The 20,163-nt window shown below is 56.1% G+C and carries 21 protein-coding genes; 3 read left to right on the top strand and 18 right to left on the bottom strand.

Annotated features, from left to right (window positions below; all coding sequences use genetic code 11):
* Positions 1 to 1,103, top strand: a 1,103-nt coding sequence (locus tag VFO10_RS29020) for a hypothetical protein (RefSeq protein ID WP_325145525.1), incomplete at its 5' end; no start/stop codon positions are given.
* Between the two features lie 55 nt (positions 1,104 to 1,158).
* Here VFO10_RS29020 and VFO10_RS29015 read toward each other — a convergent pair.
* The 6 genes from VFO10_RS29015 to VFO10_RS28990 all read right to left on the bottom strand — a co-directional run bounded on the left by VFO10_RS29015 (position 1,159) and on the right by VFO10_RS28990 (position 5,150).
* Positions 1,159 to 1,500 (bottom strand): cupredoxin domain-containing protein, encoded by a 342-nt coding sequence (locus VFO10_RS29015; RefSeq protein ID WP_325145524.1) that lies wholly within the window; start codon positions 1,498 to 1,500, stop codon positions 1,159 to 1,161.
* Positions 1,501 to 1,632: 132 nt separating this feature from the next.
* Positions 1,633 to 2,169 carry a hypothetical protein gene (locus tag VFO10_RS29010; RefSeq protein WP_325145523.1) on the bottom strand — a complete coding sequence of 179 codons (537 nt, stop codon included), beginning with the start codon at positions 2,167 to 2,169 and terminating at the stop codon, positions 1,633 to 1,635.
* Positions 2,170 to 2,327: 158 nt separating this feature from the next.
* The gene (locus VFO10_RS29005; RefSeq protein ID WP_325145522.1) at positions 2,328 to 2,960 is read right to left on the bottom strand and encodes an NUDIX hydrolase; all 633 of its coding nucleotides are present in this window, start codon (positions 2,958 to 2,960) and stop codon (positions 2,328 to 2,330) included.
* Positions 2,961 to 2,977: 17 nt separating this feature from the next.
* Positions 2,978 to 3,655: a hypothetical protein gene (locus VFO10_RS29000; protein WP_325145521.1), complete on the bottom strand. Its 678-nt coding sequence runs from the start codon at positions 3,653 to 3,655 to the stop codon at positions 2,978 to 2,980.
* Positions 3,656 to 3,715: 60 nt separating this feature from the next.
* Entirely contained in the window at positions 3,716 to 4,183 is a 468-nt protein-coding gene (locus VFO10_RS28995; protein ID WP_325145520.1) for a cytochrome P460 family protein, read from the bottom strand.
* A 40-nt stretch (positions 4,184 to 4,223) separates the two neighbouring features.
* Positions 4,224 to 5,150 (bottom strand): radical SAM/SPASM domain-containing protein, encoded by a 927-nt coding sequence (locus tag VFO10_RS28990; protein ID WP_325145519.1) that lies wholly within the window; start codon positions 5,148 to 5,150, stop codon positions 4,224 to 4,226.
* Between the two features lie 156 nt (positions 5,151 to 5,306).
* Here VFO10_RS28990 and VFO10_RS28985 point away from each other — a divergent pair, with 156 nt between their 5' ends.
* The gene (locus VFO10_RS28985) at positions 5,307 to 6,620 is read left to right on the top strand and encodes a hypothetical protein (RefSeq protein WP_325145518.1); all 1,314 of its coding nucleotides are present in this window, start codon (positions 5,307 to 5,309) and stop codon (positions 6,618 to 6,620) included.
* Here the strand turns inward: VFO10_RS28985 and VFO10_RS28980 are convergent.
* The 9 genes from VFO10_RS28980 to fabA form a co-directional block, all read right to left on the bottom strand.
* Complete coding sequence (locus tag VFO10_RS28980) at positions 6,617 to 7,360, bottom strand: helix-turn-helix transcriptional regulator (RefSeq protein WP_325145517.1); 744 nt, start codon at positions 7,358 to 7,360, stop codon at positions 6,617 to 6,619. The two genes, VFO10_RS28985 and VFO10_RS28980, sit on opposite strands and share 4 nt — an antisense overlap.
* Positions 7,361 to 7,514: 154 nt before the next feature.
* Complete coding sequence (locus VFO10_RS28975; RefSeq protein ID WP_325145516.1) at positions 7,515 to 8,846, bottom strand: Hpt domain-containing protein; 1,332 nt, start codon at positions 8,844 to 8,846, stop codon at positions 7,515 to 7,517.
* A gap of 87 nt (positions 8,847 to 8,933) precedes the next feature.
* A complete protein-coding gene (locus VFO10_RS28970) occupies positions 8,934 to 9,374 on the bottom strand; it encodes an OsmC family protein (RefSeq protein WP_325145515.1) in 441 nt (146 codons plus the stop codon).
* Positions 9,375 to 9,500: 126 nt separating this feature from the next.
* Entirely contained in the window at positions 9,501 to 11,456 is a 1,956-nt protein-coding gene (locus VFO10_RS28965) for an ABC transporter permease (RefSeq protein WP_325145514.1), read from the bottom strand.
* A 4-nt stretch (positions 11,457 to 11,460) separates the two neighbouring features.
* Positions 11,461 to 12,459, bottom strand: a complete 999-nt coding sequence (locus VFO10_RS28960; protein ID WP_325145513.1) for an efflux RND transporter periplasmic adaptor subunit — start codon at positions 12,457 to 12,459, stop codon at positions 11,461 to 11,463.
* A complete protein-coding gene (locus VFO10_RS28955; protein ID WP_325145512.1) occupies positions 12,456 to 13,679 on the bottom strand; it encodes a TolC family protein in 1,224 nt (407 codons plus the stop codon). Before VFO10_RS28955 ends, VFO10_RS28960 begins: the two co-directional genes overlap by 4 nt.
* Before the next feature lie 251 nt (positions 13,680 to 13,930).
* Positions 13,931 to 15,208, bottom strand: a complete 1,278-nt coding sequence (locus VFO10_RS28950; RefSeq protein ID WP_325145511.1) for a beta-ketoacyl-[acyl-carrier-protein] synthase family protein — start codon at positions 15,206 to 15,208, stop codon at positions 13,931 to 13,933.
* Positions 15,205 to 15,660, bottom strand: a complete 456-nt coding sequence (locus tag VFO10_RS28945; protein WP_325145510.1) for a hypothetical protein — start codon at positions 15,658 to 15,660, stop codon at positions 15,205 to 15,207. The genes VFO10_RS28950 and VFO10_RS28945 overlap by 4 nt, the downstream gene beginning before the upstream one ends.
* A 14-nt stretch (positions 15,661 to 15,674) precedes the next feature.
* The gene (gene fabA / locus VFO10_RS28940; protein WP_325145509.1) at positions 15,675 to 16,265 is read right to left on the bottom strand and encodes a bifunctional 3-hydroxydecanoyl-ACP dehydratase/trans-2-decenoyl-ACP isomerase; all 591 of its coding nucleotides are present in this window, start codon (positions 16,263 to 16,265) and stop codon (positions 15,675 to 15,677) included.
* 190 nt (positions 16,266 to 16,455) lie between these two features.
* On the opposite strand from fabA, the gene VFO10_RS28935 reads away from it, so the two are divergent.
* The gene (locus VFO10_RS28935) at positions 16,456 to 17,313 is read left to right on the top strand and encodes a bifunctional methionine sulfoxide reductase B/A protein (RefSeq protein WP_349259394.1); all 858 of its coding nucleotides are present in this window, start codon (positions 16,456 to 16,458) and stop codon (positions 17,311 to 17,313) included.
* A 21-nt stretch (positions 17,314 to 17,334) separates the two neighbouring features.
* Here VFO10_RS28935 and VFO10_RS28930 read toward each other — a convergent pair whose 3' ends face one another.
* From VFO10_RS28930 to VFO10_RS28920, 3 genes are read right to left on the bottom strand one after another with little or no spacing between them, the layout of a single operon-like run.
* Positions 17,335 to 18,222 carry a hypothetical protein gene (locus VFO10_RS28930; protein WP_325145508.1) on the bottom strand — a complete coding sequence of 296 codons (888 nt, stop codon included), beginning with the start codon at positions 18,220 to 18,222 and terminating at the stop codon, positions 17,335 to 17,337.
* Between the two features lie 33 nt (positions 18,223 to 18,255).
* Entirely contained in the window at positions 18,256 to 19,473 is a 1,218-nt protein-coding gene (locus VFO10_RS28925) for a twin-arginine translocation signal domain-containing protein (RefSeq protein ID WP_325145507.1), read from the bottom strand.
* A gap of 14 nt (positions 19,474 to 19,487) precedes the next feature.
* Positions 19,488 to 20,156 (bottom strand): hypothetical protein, encoded by a 669-nt coding sequence (locus tag VFO10_RS28920; RefSeq protein WP_325145506.1) that lies wholly within the window; start codon positions 20,154 to 20,156, stop codon positions 19,488 to 19,490.
* Positions 20,157 to 20,163: the final 7 nt, after the last annotated feature.

Here is a 20,163-nt window from a genome sequence, read left to right as displayed (position 1 = left end):
TCATGGATACAGGGGCCGTGGAAGTCCCCTGTGACAGCCAGGGCCTTTGCAGCATCCAGGGCATCTTCCGCAGCGACGCGGGTTACCTCGATATTGAAATGAAGATCCTCAATGCACGGGGTGAAAGTCCTGTGATCCGCTCGCGACTGATTCGCGAAAAATTCTCGAGCATGCTGCCGAACCTTTCCCTGATCAAACTCGAAGCCAATGGCACCGAGGAATTTGAAGTCACTCTGAAACCGGGGGCGGGAATGGGTTACGATGGTGATGTCAAAGCCCGTCGCCTGCAGGTTGAAGCCATCAATAAGAATGTTCTGAATGGTACCGCAATCGAAGGAACGGCTCTGGTTGAAGTTCCTTGCGCGGATGATGGCAGCTGCAGCTTCCGTGTGCGTGGTGAACGGACCGATAGCAACCTGAGATACCGCTTGCTGGACGATGCCGGGAATATGAGTTATCTGAATCCCTTGACTCTTGTTTATCCTGATCCTTTCGCAGCCTCTGCGACTGTCTCGGTTCCGGCGGAAGTGAACCAGTTCATTGCCGACGTTCCTGCCACGGAGGCATCGAGCCACAGTTTTCACCTCGAACCCCAGGAAGGGATGACGGTCGTCAAGGTTTCCCCAACCTATCGCGGCTTCCAGGTCGTCCTGAAGTTGGAAAAGCCTTTGACTGTGGGCCAAAGCGTAGCCTTGCCCTTTACCATCGGCAAGGAAGGCAAGCGCTCGAATAAAGCGATTCTGACTCTGAATCCGTTCCAGCCGCTCAGTCTGAAAGCGGACCTTGTGGTGCCGGCGGTGAAGGAAGGCAATGGCAGCTGGTCGATCACGCTGCGTTATGCGGATCATTTCAATCCGCTGACTTCGGCGGCCAAAGCCCGCTTTTATTTTACGGAACGGATGATCCTGACTCTGGAAAATCGCCCTGATATCCTGCAGCCCACGATCGACTGCACGAAGGAAGTGGATGCCTGCACCTGGACTTTTGTGAAGGTGGAAGGCACGCCTCTGGAAGAGATCAAGGCCAACCTGAAATTCCGGGAAGGGCTGATTACATCGAGCTACTTCTACATGAAAGAAGGCAGCTTCACGATTCGTTTCTAAGCTGAACCCTCATGCAGCGGTGCCTTTCGGGGCACCGCTTTTTTTTATCCGCGGCTTACTGAATCGTCAGGTCCCCGCCCTGGTGCTTGGGATGCATATGACACTTGTAAGGATATTTCCCGGCTTTGGGCGCTTTGATCGTCAAAGTCTTGGTTCCGCCATTGCCTGGCACCACATAGGGATCGGTCAGGCCAGGAACCTGAAAACCATGCTCATCCTTCAAAGGGTTCACGACTTTGATTTCTATGTCTTCACCGGCTTTCAGCGTGGTGGTGGACGGCTCCCAGACTTTAACGCCGTTGACTTCCTTATTGGTGAAGGTCAGTTCCTGGGCTGCAAATGCAGAGCCGTGAAGCAGCGCGAGCATAAAGAGACAGCTGGCTTGAAAACGCATCATGCATCTCCGTGAGAGAGTTGAGGGGTTGATTGAGTCGCAGGTTATACTAGGTGGGCTTCGAACGACGGTCAAGAAAAAGCGGAACTGGCTGATCTTCCCAGCCCTGGCGGAACTGGGAGAGCAGCGGAATCGTTATTTGGCGTGATAAATCACAACGTCCAGTTCCACCGGACGATGGTTGGGTGTTGAACCATTGAAGTCAGGACTGGCCCGACCCATCTGGATGTCTCCCTTGTTATCACGAACGCGGTCATAGACGAAGGTGTTGAGGCTCGGAATGATTTGACCGCCGCAGTTCAATCCCGCCACATCCTGGCCCTTGCCGGCTTCCCAGGTGCTGATGCCGCAGAGTTCGTAGTGATTGAAATTCTCGGCGACACCCGGGTTCAGCGGAGTCAAGCGAATCGAGGTGAAGCTGTAATCAATGAAGCCCAGGGTTTCGTCGAGGCTGTAGGGGCCTTCGAATACAAAATCATAGGCCGGCGTCTGACATTCATCGTCGCCAAAGACAGTCTGTACCTGCTTCAGCGTGCCGTAGTCAAAGGCCATATCCTTATAGGCTGACAAGCCTTCGACGTGCAGGCAGTCACTCCCATACAAACCCTGAATGGCCGCTTGTGATGACGTTCCCATTCCGAGCAGGGCCACTGCGAAAACCGTGGATTTCATGGTTCCAGATCCTCCTCGCCGCGTGTTGGTGTGAACAGCTATGACGGCGAGCATAGGGAATAGCGTCGCCTGAGGTCAACACAAAAACCAATTAGGGGTCTTTGAGACGCTGTGGCTCAAGGGATTGATCGTAAGAGATAAGGGGGTTTTTCCGGACCTTAGCGCGTTAAGAGACGCTCACGCAGGGCCTGCAGCTTATAAAATTGTCTGTGCATACTCCGTTCATCTGTCAGAGCTTGAGCGTCACTAAGGCTCAACCAGCGGAGATCGTGTGACTCCTCGCTGATGACAAAGGGCAGCGTGGAATCAAGACGGCACAGAAATCTCACGTCAAAGTGAAAGTGAGCCGGGTCCTGTTTGCGGGCCGGGATTTCATGAATATCAAGATCGAAGGGCAGGGGGCGCGGCAACTGGCCGGCGCCGAGCCATTCCTCGTAGGGGAAAAATTCCACCTCGGGACGACCGGATTCCTCCTGGGCTTCACGCAGGGCAGCATTCGCAACATCGCTTTCGCCATCGACATGACCGCCGAGCTGCAACCATTTATTAAGCTTGGCATGCAGAGTCAGGAGCACATGCTGACCCGTGGGATCCGTAACCAGCGCGGAACCTGTGATATGCCCTTCCACGCAGCTGCGTTCCAAGCAATCGGGCGCGCGCAGGACAAAGTCCCGAAGGCGGATGAGGGCCGCGCGTTCTTCATCAGCATCAAATGTGGGATAGGGAAGGACCCCGCTGGCCCAGGTCTTTTCGTAAGCGTGGAGCAAAGCGAGAAGTTGATTCCGGTGCATCGCGAGGTCCCCTCTTCTTAAAGACGGAAATCAGCAGCGAACAGGAAAGTCTGCTCGCTCATCAGGAAAAGGTCGGCGCGCAGATCGATGGCAGGATCCACCGAGAAAGCACCGCCCAGACGAATGTTCAGGCGATCGTCGCGTTCGACGTCGGCGCTTGCGTTGCCGAAATCGATTTCACCATCCGAAAAGAGGTAGGCTTCCAGGCCGCCGTAGAGGGAGGCGCGGCTGATTCTGTGTGTGAAAAGTCCACCGATCTTGATTTCGGTCACGGTGAAATCACGATCGACTGTGCCGCCCACGAACTGCTGCTCGAAGTTGTAACGATCGTGGGAAAGCGCGAAGGTGCCGAGGATGCTATTGGCACCCCACTGCTTGAATTCAAATTGGCCATCCACAAAAAGGCGAAGGCCGCTGCCGTCCTCGGCCCGGACATCATTACCCAGTTCGCCATCCAAAACCACACCCAGACCAGCACCCAGGGCAAAACTGGGCGACAGGGCGGCTTTATAGCCCGCCATCAGCTGAGTCGTCTCAACGTTAAAGTCACCAGTGGTTTCATAGTCGGTGTCCTGGAGAAGAAGGCCACCCGTCAGGCGTCCGCCGCTATTAACGCCGGTAACGCTGGTGTAGGCCTGGGCCTCGGCTGTCGCCAGCACAAGACAGAATGCGGGAGCTAGATAGGAAATGCGCACAGGATACTCCGAAAAAAGGCTGCAAGATACGTGAGCAACTCACAGCCTTCCGTCTTATCCTCAGTCTATATATTTTTCAAATACATAATCAGTGGCTTTGGCTTGAGCATTGTGGCATTCGTAGCAGTTCTTGACCACGTCCACGGCCTTTTTCTTGCCGGTCGCGTCGTAGACGCCATAGGCCCAGCCGCCTGTCGCCGCAGCTTTCGCCGTCTTCAGCATCACGGCGTCCATGATCTTCGCGCCCTGGCTGCTGGCGCCGCCTTCATTCTTCACTTCATAAAACGAAACGACGAAGGCCGCGCCCTCGGGATAGGTGCCGCCCGATTTCAGGGTCGGCAGAGCCTTCTTGTTCGCATAGATGTTATGGAAACCATAGAGTCCATGCGATTTGTCGGGAATCACCATGGATTTGGTATGGGTCCACATGCGGAAATTTTTGGGCAAAGGCGCAAATTCCGCAGCAAAAGCCAATCCTGCCGAACAAAGAATACTCACAACACTGAGTGCCATCAGAGATGTCTTCATGACAAACCTTTCGGTAAATGGGAAATAATGCGCGTGATATTCAGCATTGTACCGAAGATTGGGGGCGCTGCGAAGATAGTTTTCGGGCTTTATTTGCGAAGCGATCTATGAAGGGGCAACGCTGGCACAAGTCCTCGACGCGTTCTCCGCGTGCAAAGCCCTTTCTTATGCCTTCCGCGCGCGGGCCTTCCAGAATCTCCAGGAGGTTTTGCTCACTGACGTTGCCGAGGTTGATGACCGCTTCCTTATCCAGGCAGCAGGGCACGACGGTGCCGTCGGCATGAATTCCGAAATGATTGGAAAGCCCGTGACAGAAGCCCTGCTTTGAGATGATGGGGAGTTCAGGCGCGGGCCATGTGAAACGGGAATCGAAGTGCAGGTAAATGCGGCCTTTCAAAGGCAGATTTTTACGGCGACGAATATCGACCTTCAATTGGGAAAGGTCGATCGTGAATTCCGTTTCGATGTGCTGGCGAATCGCGGCGTTCGTTTCATTCAGACTCGATGGATCCGTCAAGTCCCAGAGCCTTAAATTAATATAAAGATCAGGACGTTTTTCCAGAGCCTCGCGCGTGAATTGAAAAACGCGCTCCATGTAGGGACCGACATCGCGCAGGCCGAAATTCGCCTCAAAACTGTGCACCGAGATATTCACCTGCCGCACCGTGGGATGCAGGGCCCATTCGCGCCGCGAAGCATTCAAAAGCAGACCATTGGTGGTCAGGTTCACCGGCAGCTCGTGCCGCGCGCAGGAGGCGATGAATTCCGCAAAGCGCGGATGATTCAAAGGCTCGCCCATCAGATGCAGACAGACTTCGTCGACCAAAGGCGCGAGCTGGGCCGCGAGCGGATCAAAGCTTTCCGGCTCCATCACCTGCTTTTGACGCGCGACCTCGGGGCAAAAACTGCATTTCAGATTGCAGATATTGCTGATTTCAACATTGGCGCGACGATAGGCTTTCGGCATTGTGATGCAAGGACCCCAGTGGGTTTATGAAGAATGGGACACTATTACGGATTGCCTGGTCTCGCAACTGCGCCATTAATATCAGGCAAACGTCCACAGTCTTTCCATAGTGCTCGACTATCCTGCCTTTCAAACTTTCATACAGGAGTCCCCAAGATGAAAATCCGAACACGTCCGTTTTGGATCCTTATGCTTCCCCTGGCCTGCTCGCCGCAGGACAAAAGTCCGTCCGCTGCGCCTGAATCGTCCAGTTCGGGCGTCGGTTTGAATAGCGAATTGACGTATTATGCCGATATCAAGCCCATCCTGGAATCAAACTGTGTCAACTGCCACGGGGCGGGAGGGCTGGCACCCTTCGCACTCGATGATGCGACCAGCGCCACCCGGATGCATCGAGCGATTGCGGCGTCGACTCAAAGCCGTAGTATGCCACCCTGGATGGCTGCTCCTGGCTGTCAGGATTATGAAAACGATCGCTCACTTTCCGAGGCGGATATTGCGGCTCTGGCGGCCTGGTCGCAGTCCGGGGCGAAAGTGGGGAATCCAGCGGATTATAAGGCTCCTCCTGCCCGCGCGTCCGGTTTAAGCCGCGTGGATCGCGAGATGACCCCAAGCGAAGCGTATCAACCCAAAGCCGGGACCAACGATTATCGCTGCCTCGTTCTGGATTGGCCCGAGACCAGCACGCAGTTCATCACGGGTGTCGGCGTGATCCCTGGACGGCCGGATATTGTGCATCATGTGATCGCCTATCGCGTGCCGCAGGAGCAGCTGGATGCCGTCAAGGCGCTGGATGAGGCCGAGGCCGGTCCGGGTTATACTTGTTTTGGTGGGCCGCTGGGAGGTGGCGCGAATCTTCCGCAGATCGCCTCATGGGCGCCGGGAAGTTTGGGACGCGATCTGCCGGCAGAAACCGGCCTTAAAATGGAGCCTGGATCCAAAATCGTGATGCAGGTGCACTACAACACCGAGCATGGACACAGCGCCCCCGATCAATCGAAGCTCCTTTTTAAACTCGATGAGAAGGTGTCCAGGGAAGCTTATGTCGTGCCCTTCACCAACCCCGATTGGGTCAGAAATCATACGATGCTGATTCCCGCGGGACACAAGGGAGTGAAGCATTCCTACAGCGCGCCTTTCACAGCGTATGCAGCGGCCGCAACGGGTGGCCAGCTGGCGCCGACCGCAGCTTTGCGGGTTTATTCCACAGGACTGCATATGCATCTGCGCGGGCAGACGACGCGCCTGGAAGTGGAACGAAAAAGTGGAGGTCCCAGCTGTCTTTTGGATATCCCGCGCTGGGATTTTCACTGGCAGGGGAGTTATGCCCTGAAACAGACTGTCAGCGTGATGCCGGGGGAACGCATGACATTGGAATGCACCTTTGATAATCCCGGTGCCAAGGATGTGAATTGGGGCGAAGGGACGGAAGATGAGATGTGCATAGGCTTTGTCTACGTGACGCTTTAGTCGACGGGCGGATGCAGGAGGACGCTGAAATCGTGAAGACCCTGGATATCGGTGCAGCCGCAGGCGACTTCCAGGGCTGCGAGGTCCTGTTCCAGTGAGCCTGCATCCACGATAACCGAGAGGAATCGAGGATTATCCCAGGAGCGTTTCTGCAGCCGCATGAGTTGGACAAAGGAACGCCGGCCGGAAGACGCGAACTTCGGCTTCAGCATGCAAAGAGCGTAACGCTTGCCGGGCGCGTCGCCCAGAAGACGTTCGAAGAGCAGCGCGATCGTGCTTTTATGATCGAACATCTCGCATAGACTGTATTGGGACAGGGGCAGGTTCAGAAGTTTCTGCGTCGCGGGATTCAGATGAATGCTTTCCAGCGAGATTTCACAGAGCGGCCACGATTTGGACGCCAGATCACGGAAGCCGCTTTCCAGCGCGGGACGCCAGGTTTCGACCAGCGGCCAAATTTTGTCCTGCAGATTCCTGGAAACTTCATCGGTGAGGCGTTCGTTATAATAATCGCACTGCAGACACACCCAGGGCTCATTCAAAGGCACGCAGGGCTCCACGAAATATCCCGGTGAGACCTGAAAGATCTTGGCCAGCTTGAAAAGAACATCCACAGTGATGCGCGTGTCGGAATATTCGATGCGTTGCCACGTTCGATGCGACACTCCAATGGCAGTGGCCATGGACTTCTGGTCGAGGTTCCACATCCGCCGAAGCAGAACCAATCGCTTAACTGTCATATCTGGGTTCACACGATCCTCTTCGTTGCCTGTGTGTCAAAAGCTAGCAGGAATTTAAGAGGTTTGCATGAAGAGAATGCAAGAAATCAAGCACGGCGAACGCAAACGCCACGAATGACGTTTTTTGTGATGAAAACTTACAGTTTGCTTCAGATCACGCGGAGTCGCGAAGCAAATACTCCTCCAGCGTTTCGTCGAAAGATGCGTGTTGACGGATAAACGACGTAACAGAGTCACAAAAGAAGCGGATGCCATCCGGGTCCCTCATCAGACGCTGGCTATGAAACTCCTGCATAGCCTCGTCATGATGTTTTACATGCTGCTCCAAAAACTTTTTGCAGGGATTCGAGTCGCGCAATATCACATTTTCTTCCAGGAAATGTTGTTGGATGCAGTCAAGCAGATGGCGATGACGTAAACGGACAAGGGAAAAAGGCAGGGTTTTTTGGTCAATACGATGTATCAGGTCGTGCAGAACCAATTCAATTTCGCCGTGCACGTCCGATAAAGTCAGGCGCTTGTCCATGTGAGAATGATTTTCAAAATCCCAGTCCTGATGGGATGAGGCGACGGCGCGCAGTTTGTCCTGATAGTGCATGAGTGTACGCGCATCCTTTGCCATGCAAGGGTCCTGCTGGGGATCCAAAAACCAGACCGCGCGCAGGGCCCGACTGAACATCGCCGCCTGCCGGCCCTTGATGATGCGCTTCTCTAGATTCTGCAAAAACATCTGGGGAGTCAGAAGCGGCCTTAAAAAGCAGCTGATGTTTTCCTGGCGGCTGAGCTGAAGCAGGAGGCAGGGCGCTATGCTATCGGCCAGAAGCAGGATGGGCAGGGATTCCGAGGCGCGGCGAATCTTGCGGATCAGACATCCGTGAACAAGATCGAGACTGGAAAAATCCAGGACCACGGCATCCACAATATTTTCCTGAAGTACGATCGCGATATCCTCGGTCGTATCCCGCCATTGAAGGGCGACGCTGTGATCGTCCAAAAAGTTTTGATAGGCGCGAAGGTGCTGGCGATCGCCTGTGACCAGGACGCGCAAATGTTCCGGCAGGACCAATCCCGTTTTCTGCGAGGACGTCACGCGGAGCGCCGTGTCCCGCTGCGCTGCGGTCTGTGCCTGCGGGGCCAGAGGCTCATTTTTCCGCGGCACCAGGGGCAGGGGTTTTTGAATAAAACGATCCGCCTCGCCAGGATGGGCTTCGGGTTCCGCAAGAGAGAGGCTCAAATCCATGCCAGAGAGTATGGTCTCCAGAACCAGCGGCAGAGGTTTATCCAGAAGCAGCGTTTCAAGATAATGAATCACGCGTCCACAGGCCTCGAAACCGGCGACCCGGGACGAGCCCTTCATATTATGCAGGATGCGCTGGGCCTGTTCCATGAGTGCAGCTTCAGGTTTTTTCTCGAGACTCAAAAGTATCAATTCAAGTCGGGAGAATTCTTCGTTCAGCTCGTCACGGAACACTTCACTAATTTCCATGCATGCCCTCCTCTCAATGCACTATCGAACAAAAAGAGGGAAAATACACGCCAACGCTGTCGTGCGTTTTATTCGCTGGAATTATTTTTAGAAACGAGCCTCGCCGCTGCCTACGGATTGACCATTCACGAAAACCTCCCAGGTGATCGGGAAGGCCTTCACCAGCATCGCGCTGACGCCGCACTCCTTGGTCTGTGAAAGTTGCACGGCCTCTACCGCTTTCGCGGGATCGACGTTTCCTTCCAAAAAGAAGTTGAGCTTGGCTGCAGTGAAGACCGCAGGATGCACGTCCTTGTCCGAAGTCTGGATGTCCGTGGCTATCGAAAAACTGGTGACGTCCTGCCTATGTTTTCGCATAAAAGCCATCACATCCATGGCGGTGCAGCCCGCGAGCCCGGCCGCGACCAGCTCCTTCGGGGAGGGCGCTTTGCCCCGTCCCAAAGGCGCTTTGGCATCCATCGACACTGTGTTGAGACCGGCTTTCACATCAAAAGCCAAGCCTTCCTTCCAATTCAATTCGACTTTCATAATACGTCCTTTGCTGGATGATGCGCGATGTCATCGGACTTCTGCTCGAATTCCCTCGCGAAGAGGCGGCTGAATCCCTATTCAGCCTGCCTCAGGGGAATTATCCATAAAATGTGCCAAACTTCGCTATTCGTAGCGGAGGGCGTCTATGGGATTCAATCGGGCGGCCTTACGGGCCGGATAGATGCCGAAGAGTATGCCCACACCCGCGGAGAAGACGAAGGCGAGGGTCACGGACGCAGGCGTAATCGTGGTATTCCATCCCGATACCGCCGAAAGGGTCACTGTGATGAGGATAGCCAGAGCAATCCCGGCCACGCCTCCGACCAGGCTCACCACCACCGACTCGATCAGAAACTGCCAGAGGATATCCGCGCGTCGGGCCCCGATGGCTTTACGCAGACCAATCTCACGCGTGCGTTCGGTGACTGATACGAGCATGATGTTCATGATTCCAATGCCGCCGACCAAAAGCGAGATGGACGCGATCACGGACAGGAGCACGGTCATGATCCGCGTGCTTTCACTCAGAGCGTTCTGAATATCGGCCATATTGCGAATCGTAAAGGCATCCTCCTGCCGGGATGGGGGAACGCGTTTGCGCGCGTACATCAGCTCCTGGGTGCGGTCCTGGACTTCGTCCATCTGGTCGGCGTTCGTGACCTCGATCTCGATGAAGTCGACATATTCCTTGCCCATGACGCGATGCATGGCCGTTTCCACTGGAATCAGAATGCGATCATCCTGATCCTGAAAACCCGTGGCGCCTTTTTCCGGCAGAAGACCGATGACCTGAAAATTGATGCGGTTGATCTTGATCATCTCGCCGATCGGATTCTGACCGCCGAAGAGTTCCCGCACCAGCGTTCGGCCGATGACGGCGACGCGGGCCCTTTGCTGATTCTCCTCTTCCGTGAAAAAGCGCCCGACATCGGGCACCATCGCATGCATGCGCGCATAGGATTCCGAGCAGCCGGTCAGCGTCGTGGACCAGTTCTTATTGCCGAAGGTGACCTGGCCGCGACTATTGACGTTGGCCGTCGCAACATTCACGCCGGGCACGCGCTTTTGAATGAGTTCCGCATCCTCGACCGTGAAGCGCGTGACGGCACCGGCCTCGGACATCGCACCACCCGGTCCGCGCGAGGCGCCGGAGCGCAGCACGAGAAGATTCGAACCTAAAGATGACAGCTGATTTTCAATCGCGGATTGCGCGCCTTTTCCCAAGGCCAGCATCGCAACCACGGCCGCGACGCCGATCATGATGCCGAGCATGGAAAGACTGGTGCGCACCTTGTTGGCCGCGAGGGTCTTGATGCCCTGCACGAAATGCTGCCAGATGTGGCCCAGGCCTGAGCCGCCCTGGGTATCGGCTTCACTCAGGCTCGGGGGATTTTTCACCGTGGGAAGGGGCGCGAGCCTTTCATCCGATTGGATCTCGCCATCGCGCATGCGGATGAGGCGCCGCGCCTGCTGACCGATCTCGTCTTCATGAGTCACCATGATCACGGTGATGCCCTGCTCGTTCATGCTGCGCAGAAGGGCCATGATTTCCTTTTCACTGCGCGAATCCAGGTTTCCCGTCGGTTCATCGGCGAGCACCATCAAAGGCTTGTTGATCATGGACCGGGCAATGGCCACGCGCTGCTGCTGGCCCCCCGAGAGTTCGTTGGGTCGATGTTCCATGCGGGTGCCAAGACCCACGGCTTCGAGCACCTCGTGGGCTTTTTCCGCGGTCAATTTCCCTTCGGAATAAAACAGCGGAAGCGCCACGTTCTGCGCAGCGGTCATGCGCGGCAGAAGATTGAACTGCTGAAAGATGAAGCCCAGCACTTTCCTGCGGAGAACAGCCAGATCATCCTCGTCCAGCTGCGAAACCTCACGACCGTTGACCAGATAGGATCCCGACTCCGGCACATCCAAAAGACCCATGATGTGCATCAGGGTCGACTTGCCGGAACCGGAGGGGCCCATGATGGCGACGAAGTCACCATTCTCGACCGTGACCGAAACATTGCGCAGCGCATAGACCACGCTATCGCCCATGCGGTAACTTTTGTTGACGTTTCGCAGTTCGAGCATGCGTTTACCGGCCTCCTCTGTTGCCGCTGCTTCCACGCGGACGGCCCATCGGCATGAAGGGGTTGCCGCCAGCGGCGTTGCTTCCCATCGAAATATCGGCGATCAGGATCGTGGCGCCTTCTTCCAGACCCTCCAGGACCTCGGTGCGCTTGCCATCGTTCACACCGATTTTGATCGGATGCTCGATCGGTTTCTTTTTATCCTTGGGATTGGGCAGGAGCACGGAAGGCTTGCCGTCCACGAATCGTATGGCTTCACTGGGGATGGTGAGGGCCTGGGGTTTTTCCGAGACGAGGAAGGTGACGTTCGCGGTCATCCCGCTGCGCATGAAATCAGGGGTATTATCCGGCAGAATATCGACGGTATAGGTCGTCACGTTATTCACGGTCTTCGCATCATAGGCGAGCTTTTCCACTTTGCCGGGAATTTTTTCCTTGGGATAGGCATCGAGCACGACGTTGGTGGTCTGGCCCTTCTTGATTTGAGCAAGGTCGGTTTCATCCACCTGGGCCTTGATCGTCAAACGATTCGACATCGAGAAAACGGAGTCCGCATTCGAGAAGGTCTGACCCGCCTCCACATTGCGCAGGATGATGGTGCCATTGATCGGAGCCATGATCGGCGTCGGTCGATAGAGTTCCTCCCAGCGTTTCACCTCGGCCGCGCCTTTGGCCCGCGCCGCATCCAAAAGCGCCGCGCGTTCGGTCGAACTCATCCAGGCGAGGATCTGGCCTTTTTTCACGTCCTGGCCTTCGGCCACCAAAACCTCTTCCACGCGACCGGCGATCGGCGGTTTGATCTCCAAACGGTTTTCCGGCTGCACGATGCCGGTGCTGAGGATCGTGATCTGCAGGTCCTCGCGCGTGACCTGGGCTTCGGTATAGCTTGCGGTGGGAACGCTCTTCTTTTTCTTATAGTAATAATAGCCTCCGCCCGCAAGAATCAGGACGACGCCCAGGATAATCCAAATTTTCAGACGGGATTTCGACTTCGCTTGACTCACTGCAGTGCTCCTCTTCCCTGCGCTTGTTCCCATGCGGCTTCCGCGATCACTCGATTGCCTTGACTGGATAGCACCGCGCGCTGCCGATTGATCAGATCACTTTCAATCAGATCCCAGTCGTCAAAGGTTGTCAGGCCATTGTTATATTTACTGCGCGCGATTTCCGCCCGCAGCGTGACGGCTTCCTGGAAGCTCTCATCCACCTTCAATCGCTCCGACGATTCCAAAAGGTTGACGTGCGCCTGGCGCAGACGGGCCACGATATCGCGCTCGGCATTTTCACGCGTAAGGCTCGCAGCCGTGAGACGATTGATCGCACCCTGCCGCGCATAGTAATCACTGCCGCCGGAAAAGAGGGGAACGGTCAGGACGAGGCTGAGCGACCAGCTTTGATTTTCGGGAAAGAACTGCTCATCCTGCCGACCGATGCTGCCTTTCACACCGAGCTGCGGATAAAATCCGGCCCGCGAAAGGGAGAGATCGGCCGTGGCGGTCTGCTCCTGGGCCACGCTCAAGCGAAAGTCAGGCGTGTTGCGGGCCAGCGCGGTGAAATCGACAAGACCGGGAATTTCGCCGATGGGAACGTCATTGCGCAGTTCATAGCTGCTGTCATCCCCTCGGCCGAGGACCTTGTTCAAACGTGAACGCGCCACGTTCAGATTATCGCGCGCCTGCATCTCTTCAAAGCGCGCCTGGCGGAGATAGGCTTCAGAAAGCCTGACAGCGCCCTTATTTTCCTGGCCTCCCGCGAAGCGGAGTTCGACCAGCCTCAGGTTTTCTTCACGACGCTTGATGATATCCTGATAAAGACGAAGGGAACGCTGCGCCTGCATCATGCCCGAGTATGAAGTTTTCAGATCATAGGAAAGGCGCGCCTTCAGAATCCGGATCTGCTGCTCGGCTTCCTGAACGCGGGCCTGAGCCTGACTCACGCGCGACTGCGTGGCAAAGCCATCGAAGATGGTTTCACTCGCTTGAATCGAAGCGCCATAGATGTCCTGGGTGCGCGCCTGCAGTTCGGAGTAACTCGAAGGCCGGGAATTTCCCGCGCTCGCGTCGCTGCCGTTCACGCCTGCTGTAAAGCTTGCGCTCACCTCTGGCAGATAACCGGCCCGAGCGACCTGCACATTGGCATTGGCAGACTGCAGATTTTCCTGAGCGGCTTTGAGTTCGGCATTGTTGCGACTGGCCTCGCTTACCGCGGCTTGCCATGTCAGCAAACTTGGGGCTGCATGCAAAGATGAGAAGGGAATAAGAACGCCGCTGAGGAAGAGCAAGAGGCTGAGACCATGGTAAACCTGGGTTCGAAGCCTGGGAGTAATCACATATTCCATCGGGATGTCTTTCTGGGCTGATTCTGTTCTTGTACGGATTTACCGCAATCAGCCAGGACAAGGCAAGGTGGGATCTAAAGGATATCCTGGCATGGAGAGGGCTCGGGTGAGCGCCTCCCCTGCAGGGTTTCAAAGGATCAGTAGGCCCATTTTCTGAAAACAACGCAGCTATTGACGTCACCAAAACCGAAGCTGGACTTGGCAGCCACCTGAATGGCCTTGTTTTTGGCCTCGTGCGGAATGCTCGCGGCAATCTTCACGATATCAGGATGCAGATCCTCGCTATTGAGCGAAGGATGAACAAAGCCTTCATGCATCTGAAGGACTGTGGCAATACACTCAATCGCCCCGGCCGCGCCCAGAGCATGACCGATCATGGACTTGGTCGAGTTGATCAGTGGGAATTTTTCCGCGGGTAATTCAAGGGCCGACAGCCAGTTGCCGACTTCCAAAGGATCAGCGCCGGTGGCCGTGAGGTGACCGTTGATATAATCGAGTTCCTCGGACTGTATACCTGCATTCATCAGCGCATCGCGAATACAACGGCGCACGCTGTAGGGGCTTGGGGCTGTCATGCTTCCACCCCGACGCATACCGCCGCAGTTGATGGAGGCGCCCAAAACTTCAGCATAGATCCGCGCGCCGCGGGCTTCGGCGGATTCCAGGGATTCAACGACCAAAACGCCGCCGCCGCTGCCGGGAATGAAGCCTTTGGCTGTGGCGCTGAGTGGTCGCGAGGCTGCCGCGGGATTATCGTTGCTGTTACGGTTCAAAACGCGCATGGCATCAAAACCAGCCCAAATATAAGGATGCGCACCTTCCGCGCCGCCGACCATCATACGCTCGGCCAGGCCATCGCGAATGCGCTGCACGCCCATGATAAGGGCCTCAGTGCCCGTGCTGCAGGCGCTGCTATTGGTCGTGACCTGATTGCCCAAAGCGAAGAGCCCACCGAAACGGGCGCTCACTGAGCTGGCCATGATCTGCTCAATAATGGTACTGCCGAGGCGCCTGACGTTACCGGCGCTGGCCTGGGGAATCACTTTTTCCGAAAGGGTATCGACCCCGCCGATGCCCGTGCCGATGATGGCGCCGGTTTCCTCGTTCACATGATCGGAACCGAATTCCGGCAGGGGCAGGCCCGCATCCTTCCATGCATCCACGCCGGCGATGCAGGCGAAGGTCATGGCGGTGTTCATGGCCAAAAGCTCATCCGGGCTGAAGTAGGATGTCTTCACACTATCAATGTTCTGAGGAACGCCCGCGACCTGGCAGCCGAATTTGAGCTGCTCAAGTTCCGGCTGATGACGCAGACCGGATTGACCCTGGCGCAGAGCCTGGCTGAAGGTCGCCAGACCATGACCATTGGGGGCCACGACGCCCATACCTGTAACGACAACGCGTCTTGTACTCATTGCTTTTTCACTCCCATACCGGACAGGGTGCCCCGAGCGATCAGTTCACCCTGCTCGTTATAAAGTTCCGCTTTCGACCGAATCTTGCGGAAACGCCAGCTTTGCTTTTCGCCGTGCACGCGCACTTTTTCACCGGCATGCACAGGTTTGAAGAATTCCATCTCCACATCGGTGAAAAGAGTTACGTATTCCGCCGGATTCAGGCCCTTGCCGCTTTTGGCATCGATGTCGATGAGATGCAGGCCCATGGCCACGACCACGGTTTGCGCCACGGTTTCGATCAGAATGGTTTCAGGGACCTCGCGTTCCTTTTGATAGAAGGGCAGGTTCGGGTCGAAGGTATATTCTCCGATGATCGTCTGCGCGTCGAGATCCACGATGCGATCGAGGAAACGAAAAGGATACTGCTGGGGCACCATTTCGAGAATGGATGCTTTGATGTCAACCGTCATGCCGGACACTCCTCTTATCGAACCAGGATACCGCCGCGCGAGTTGGCTGATGGCAGCGGATAGTCGGGATAATTGATACCGGTGAAGCTGCCGACACGGGCGCCTTTGATATTATAAATCGGTTGATCATCCACCAGGACGCGCGCATCACCGACGGCGATAGCCGCGCCTTTGCCCTTCAGAATGGAAAGACGGCGAATGTTCACTTCATAACGCACAACCTTGTCATGCGGACGAATCTGGCCCAGGAATTCCACGCTCTCGCAGCCCAGCGCGCGACCGCTGCCAAGGCCGCCATTGGCAAAGCAGTAGAAACCCACGAGTTGCCATACCGCATCGAGGCCAAGACAGCCCGGCTGTACAGGATCGCCTTTGAAGTGGCATTGGAAATACCAAGCGTCGAGTTGGACATCCTGCTCGGCAATGATGGAGCCGGTGGAGCCATTGCGCTTCAATTCGATAATGCGATCGAACATCAGGAAGGGAGGCGCGGGAATGCGGCCAAACTCGGGTATTGGAGTATCTTCCACAAGCAGGCCATTGGCATGGGCGATCAATTCCTGCTTGTTAAAAGAGCTGCGCTCTAGAAATTCTGCGTAAAGCATTGAGAAACTTCCTTCGATTGTTGGGACTCATCCTCTTACATAACCTTTGTTAGCTTTCGCTCCAACTGTAATGTTGCTTACCCGCCGCTCTTGCGAAAAGTTTACACAAGAACTAGGATTTTTTTGTTTGTATTTCAGAGTAGAATTTAGGCGATTCTTCGCAGTTTCACCCCACTCAGCAAGGCATATTATGTCACAAAGGCAACTAACACCCTTCGAAAGTTGGGTGATGGAACAAAAAGGTACCGAGCGTCCCTTTACGGGGCTTTACGTCAACACCACAGCACCTGGCGTTTATCACTGTAAAAAATGTGGAACGGCGCTGTATCGCAGCGAAGACAAGTTCCATTCCGAATGCGGTTGGCCGAGCTTTGATGATGAAATTCCTGGCGCCGTGGAACGCAAGACCGACGCCGATGGGTCGCGGACCGAGATTCTCTGTAAAAACTGTGGGGCTCACCTTGGCCATGTCTTCAAAGGCGAGCGCTTTACCGCAAAAAATACCCGTCACTGCGTGAATAGCGTCTCCTTGGAATTCCAACCGACCAAAGTTCCGGGCGTGCGCACCGTGGTGCTGGCGTCGGGCTGCTTTTGGGGGACGGAATACTATCTGGGACGCATACCGGGCGTATTAAAGACCGTGGTCGGGTATACCGGCGGGCATGTGGACAATCCGAGCTACAAACAGGTATGCACGGGGACGACGGGGCATGTCGAAGCCACGGAAGTGACCTACGATCCGGTGCAGGTGGACCTTGCGGAAATTCTGCGGGTGTTTTTCGAAACCCACGATTTTTCGCAGACGGATGGGCAGGGCCCTGATATCGGTCCCCAGTATTTATCGGTGCTGTTCTATGAAAATGATGAAGAAAAAAAGTTGGCCGAGGATTTGATTGGTCAGCTGAAAGCCAAGGGCATGAAAGTGGCGACGGCTTTGAAGCCGCGCGTCAAGTTCTGGCCAGCCGAGGATTATCACCAGCATTATTACGAAAGCAAAGGTGATATCCCCTACTGCCATCGGTATCGGGAGATCTTTACAAGGTCGTGACGGGCCAAGCGTCCCTGATGATCAAAGCCCTTCGCCTGTCCGCCATGGACCGATCGCCGTGTTCACAGGACCTGCGTTGGTACCCTGATGGGCGCCGGCAGGAATGTTCGGGCGTATGCCGCCGTTCAGCGAGGGGTCGATGATTTTCAGGTTCTGACCACAGGCGGTGGCGATGTCCTTATCCATGAATTCATAGGCGAAGAGTCCGCTGTGACAGGACTTGCAGGACTGCAGCGCCGTGGCCACATTCTGAAAGTTCTGCGGGGACTTGCATTCCCGATAGTTGGGAATGCCATCCAAAAGAGCATCAGCCAAAGGCTCAAGGGCCGAGAAACGCAGTTTGATCGAAGCACCCGCGCTGATGTTCTCAAAGCTGATCGTGGTCAGTCCTGCAAGAGGAACCGTACGGCCTTTGGGAATTTTCAGGTTGATGTTCTGTCCGATCGGATACTGGGTTTCCTTGCCACCATCCATCAGCACCAGAACCGGACGATACAAAACAAAGCCGGTGTTGGCCGGAGTCTTGACCGCCATGTTGCTGAAGGTGATGGACGCAGGGGCCGCACCGGCCGCTGCGTTCACAGTGAGATTTGTGGTAAACGAGGCTCCCGTGAGAGCCGGTTTCGCCGACGCAAGATCGAAGCTCATCGTACCGGCGGCCACGGTTACGGCGGTGGTCGTGGGACCAGCCGGAATCGTTCCATCCACCGGAGTCGCGGGCGTCGCTCCCGTTCCAGGAGTCCCCGGGGATGGTTTCCCATCCGCGCTGGTGCCTGGAGTCACGTTCCCTTGTTGTCCCGGTCCCACAGCCGTGGTCGGCTGCGAACGGGAAACTTTAGGTGCTTCTTCGGCACAAGCGTTGAAAAGCAGGCCGACCATAAGCAAAGCAGACAAGGGAGCGCGCCGCATGATTGCATCCTTTCTATCAAACGTTAAGAGCGATTAGACCTTGCTGATCGCTGTGTGTGGGTTGCCACCGAAGCCCTGCACCACCGCAGCGGGAGCCTTGGCCACAGTCGCGACATAACCCCAAAGACCGTTCACACCGGGTGTGCCGCCGGGCAGACCGACGTTGGCGTCCACTTTACCTGTGGTGCCGAGTTTCACGTTCGGGCCGATCACGGTCGCCACAGTTACAGACGCATGGTCCGAACCTGGAAGCGAACGGGCGAAGTCACCGAAGATCACGACGGTCACGTTGCTGGTCGCGGTCACCATGCGATCGGTGAACACTTTCAGGCCAGGCATGATGTCCTGGGCGAAACGCTGACGGGCGCGAGCGCCGGATGTATCACCGTGCGTATCCCAGGTCAGAGCGCCACCGGCGACAGCCGTGACCACGTTCGAACCGGAGCGGATCATCAGTTCCGCAGCGGCGAACTTCGCCATCATGCTGTTGACAGTGGTGCCGGTAAGGTTATACGCGGTCATCAGTTCCTGGGCGTTGAACGGTTGCGCAGGCTTCGAAAGAGTATCGAAGGCCGCTTTATAACCGTTGGTCATGCTCACCAAAGACTCAGGGTTACCCTTGAGGCGCTGCTGAGACATCTGCTCGGCCGCCGTGATGCCTTTGGCAGCGAATTCACGCTTGGGCATCGTGGGATCGGGAGCACCGCCGCCGAGGGCGTCGATGGTCGATTTCATATCAGTGATCTGCTGCAGCGATGTTCCACTGACAGCCGTGCCGGGACCAGGGGCCATCTCAGCGCCGACGTTGGCGGCTTTGATGGAACCGCTTCCGCCCATGCCGGCAGCCAGTGTCAGAACCGGGCTGACGTTGCCAACCGTAAATTGAGCGGCCTTGGCGCTACCGTGAGCGGCGATGCCGTGAGCCACACCCACCGAAGCCATGTTCGCTTTCGCGAAGGCGCCGAGGGTGTTGAAGGTGCTGTCCACGACAAGACCGTTGCCGAGGTTCAGCATGTTGGCGTTCGTCACACCGAAGGTGCCGGCGCCGCTGAAGGAGTCGGCCGAACCGAAGAGAGCGTTACAACCACCTGGCAGGAAAACGCAGAGGACTGCCGATTGGGTGGCGGTTTGCGCCAAGGCTTCCGGGGTCATGATACCAGGGACCATGCCGCCAAGGGCGAGGGCGCTGGTGGTGCCGGCTGTCAGCTTGATAAGATCGCGACGTGAAATATTGTTCTTGTTGCTGCTCATGATCGTGTTGCTCCTTAGTAAGCGAGAAAGCCGGCTGCTGTTAATACCGATGCCAGGGTATAAGCCCAGCGTGCCTTGATATCCGTCTCTGCAGCCGTCACCACCAGGGCGACGTTCTTACAAGCATTCACTTCATCGACGCTGGGCAAACGGTTCCAGGCCTGACGGGCGAACGTTGTGCAGTTTTCCGTTGCGGTCGATTCGGTCGGAGCGGCCGCATATTTGCTGTCGCTGCCGGCCAGAGCCAGACCTGCTTCATAAGCGACGCGATAGCTGGTGAAAAGCGTCACGGCGCTTGCTTCGGTCGTTACATACCAGCGCTCGGGAGCTGCTGCGAAAGTCGCTGCGTTCGCGGTCAGCGAAGCAGGTACAGCGCCCATCACGCGGGTGTATTCACCGGAGAGCGAGGTATAAGGTTTCACGCGGAAACGATCACCGTCCTTCGCCACTTCGGTCGGACGACCGGCGACGAGGTTCACGTTGCCGAAGCCTTTATACTGTTTCCCGTCGGTCAAAGAACAGGTCAGCATACCGGTTGCCGTGGGATCCATACCGGGATTATTGGGATCCACGTTTCCACTTTGGGTGGTGCCCACGGTGGTGCCGGACTGAATCTTGGGAGCTTTGCCGCAAGCCATGAGGCCTGCTGCGAGAATGATCGAAAGGCCTATAGTCATTTTCATGGTTGGT

The sequence above is a fragment of the Oligoflexus sp. genome (genome assembly GCF_035712445.1).
Taxonomy (GTDB): domain Bacteria; phylum Bdellovibrionota_B; class Oligoflexia; order Oligoflexales; family Oligoflexaceae; genus Oligoflexus.
This window is presented reverse-complemented; position numbering and strand designations above follow the sequence as displayed.

What these genes read in the sequence shown, in the direction of transcription:
- VFO10_RS29015 (WP_325145524.1), bottom strand. Translation starts at nt 1,500, where the DNA reads ATGATGCGTTTTCAAGCCAGCTGTCTCTTTATGCTCGCGCTGCTTCAC.
- VFO10_RS29010 (WP_325145523.1), bottom strand. Translation starts at nt 2,169, where the DNA reads ATGAAATCCACGGTTTTCGCAGTGGCCCTGCTCGGAATGGGAACGTCA.
- VFO10_RS29005 (WP_325145522.1), bottom strand. Translation starts at nt 2,960, where the DNA reads ATGCACCGGAATCAACTTCTCGCTTTGCTCCACGCTTACGAAAAGACC.
- VFO10_RS28995 (WP_325145520.1), bottom strand. Translation starts at nt 4,183, where the DNA reads ATGAAGACATCTCTGATGGCACTCAGTGTTGTGAGTATTCTTTGTTCG.
- VFO10_RS28990 (WP_325145519.1), bottom strand. Translation starts at nt 5,150, where the DNA reads ATGCCGAAAGCCTATCGTCGCGCCAATGTTGAAATCAGCAATATCTGC.
- VFO10_RS28985 (WP_325145518.1), top strand. Translation starts at nt 5,307, where the DNA reads ATGAAAATCCGAACACGTCCGTTTTGGATCCTTATGCTTCCCCTGGCC.
- VFO10_RS28980 (WP_325145517.1), bottom strand. Translation starts at nt 7,360, where the DNA reads ATGACAGTTAAGCGATTGGTTCTGCTTCGGCGGATGTGGAACCTCGAC.
- VFO10_RS28975 (WP_325145516.1), bottom strand. Translation starts at nt 8,846, where the DNA reads ATGGAAATTAGTGAAGTGTTCCGTGACGAGCTGAACGAAGAATTCTCC.
- VFO10_RS28970 (WP_325145515.1), bottom strand. Translation starts at nt 9,374, where the DNA reads ATGAAAGTCGAATTGAATTGGAAGGAAGGCTTGGCTTTTGATGTGAAA.
- VFO10_RS28965 (WP_325145514.1), bottom strand. Translation starts at nt 11,456, where the DNA reads ATGCTCGAACTGCGAAACGTCAACAAAAGTTACCGCATGGGCGATAGC.
- VFO10_RS28950 (WP_325145511.1), bottom strand. Translation starts at nt 15,208, where the DNA reads ATGAGTACAAGACGCGTTGTCGTTACAGGTATGGGCGTCGTGGCCCCC.
- VFO10_RS28945 (WP_325145510.1), bottom strand. Translation starts at nt 15,660, where the DNA reads ATGACGGTTGACATCAAAGCATCCATTCTCGAAATGGTGCCCCAGCAG.
- fabA (WP_325145509.1), bottom strand. Translation starts at nt 16,265, where the DNA reads ATGCTTTACGCAGAATTTCTAGAGCGCAGCTCTTTTAACAAGCAGGAA.
- VFO10_RS28935 (WP_349259394.1), top strand. Translation starts at nt 16,456, where the DNA reads ATGTCACAAAGGCAACTAACACCCTTCGAAAGTTGGGTGATGGAACAA.
- VFO10_RS28930 (WP_325145508.1), bottom strand. Translation starts at nt 18,222, where the DNA reads ATGCGGCGCGCTCCCTTGTCTGCTTTGCTTATGGTCGGCCTGCTTTTC.
- VFO10_RS28925 (WP_325145507.1), bottom strand. Translation starts at nt 19,473, where the DNA reads ATGAGCAGCAACAAGAACAATATTTCACGTCGCGATCTTATCAAGCTG.
- VFO10_RS28920 (WP_325145506.1), bottom strand. Translation starts at nt 20,156, where the DNA reads ATGAAAATGACTATAGGCCTTTCGATCATTCTCGCAGCAGGCCTCATG.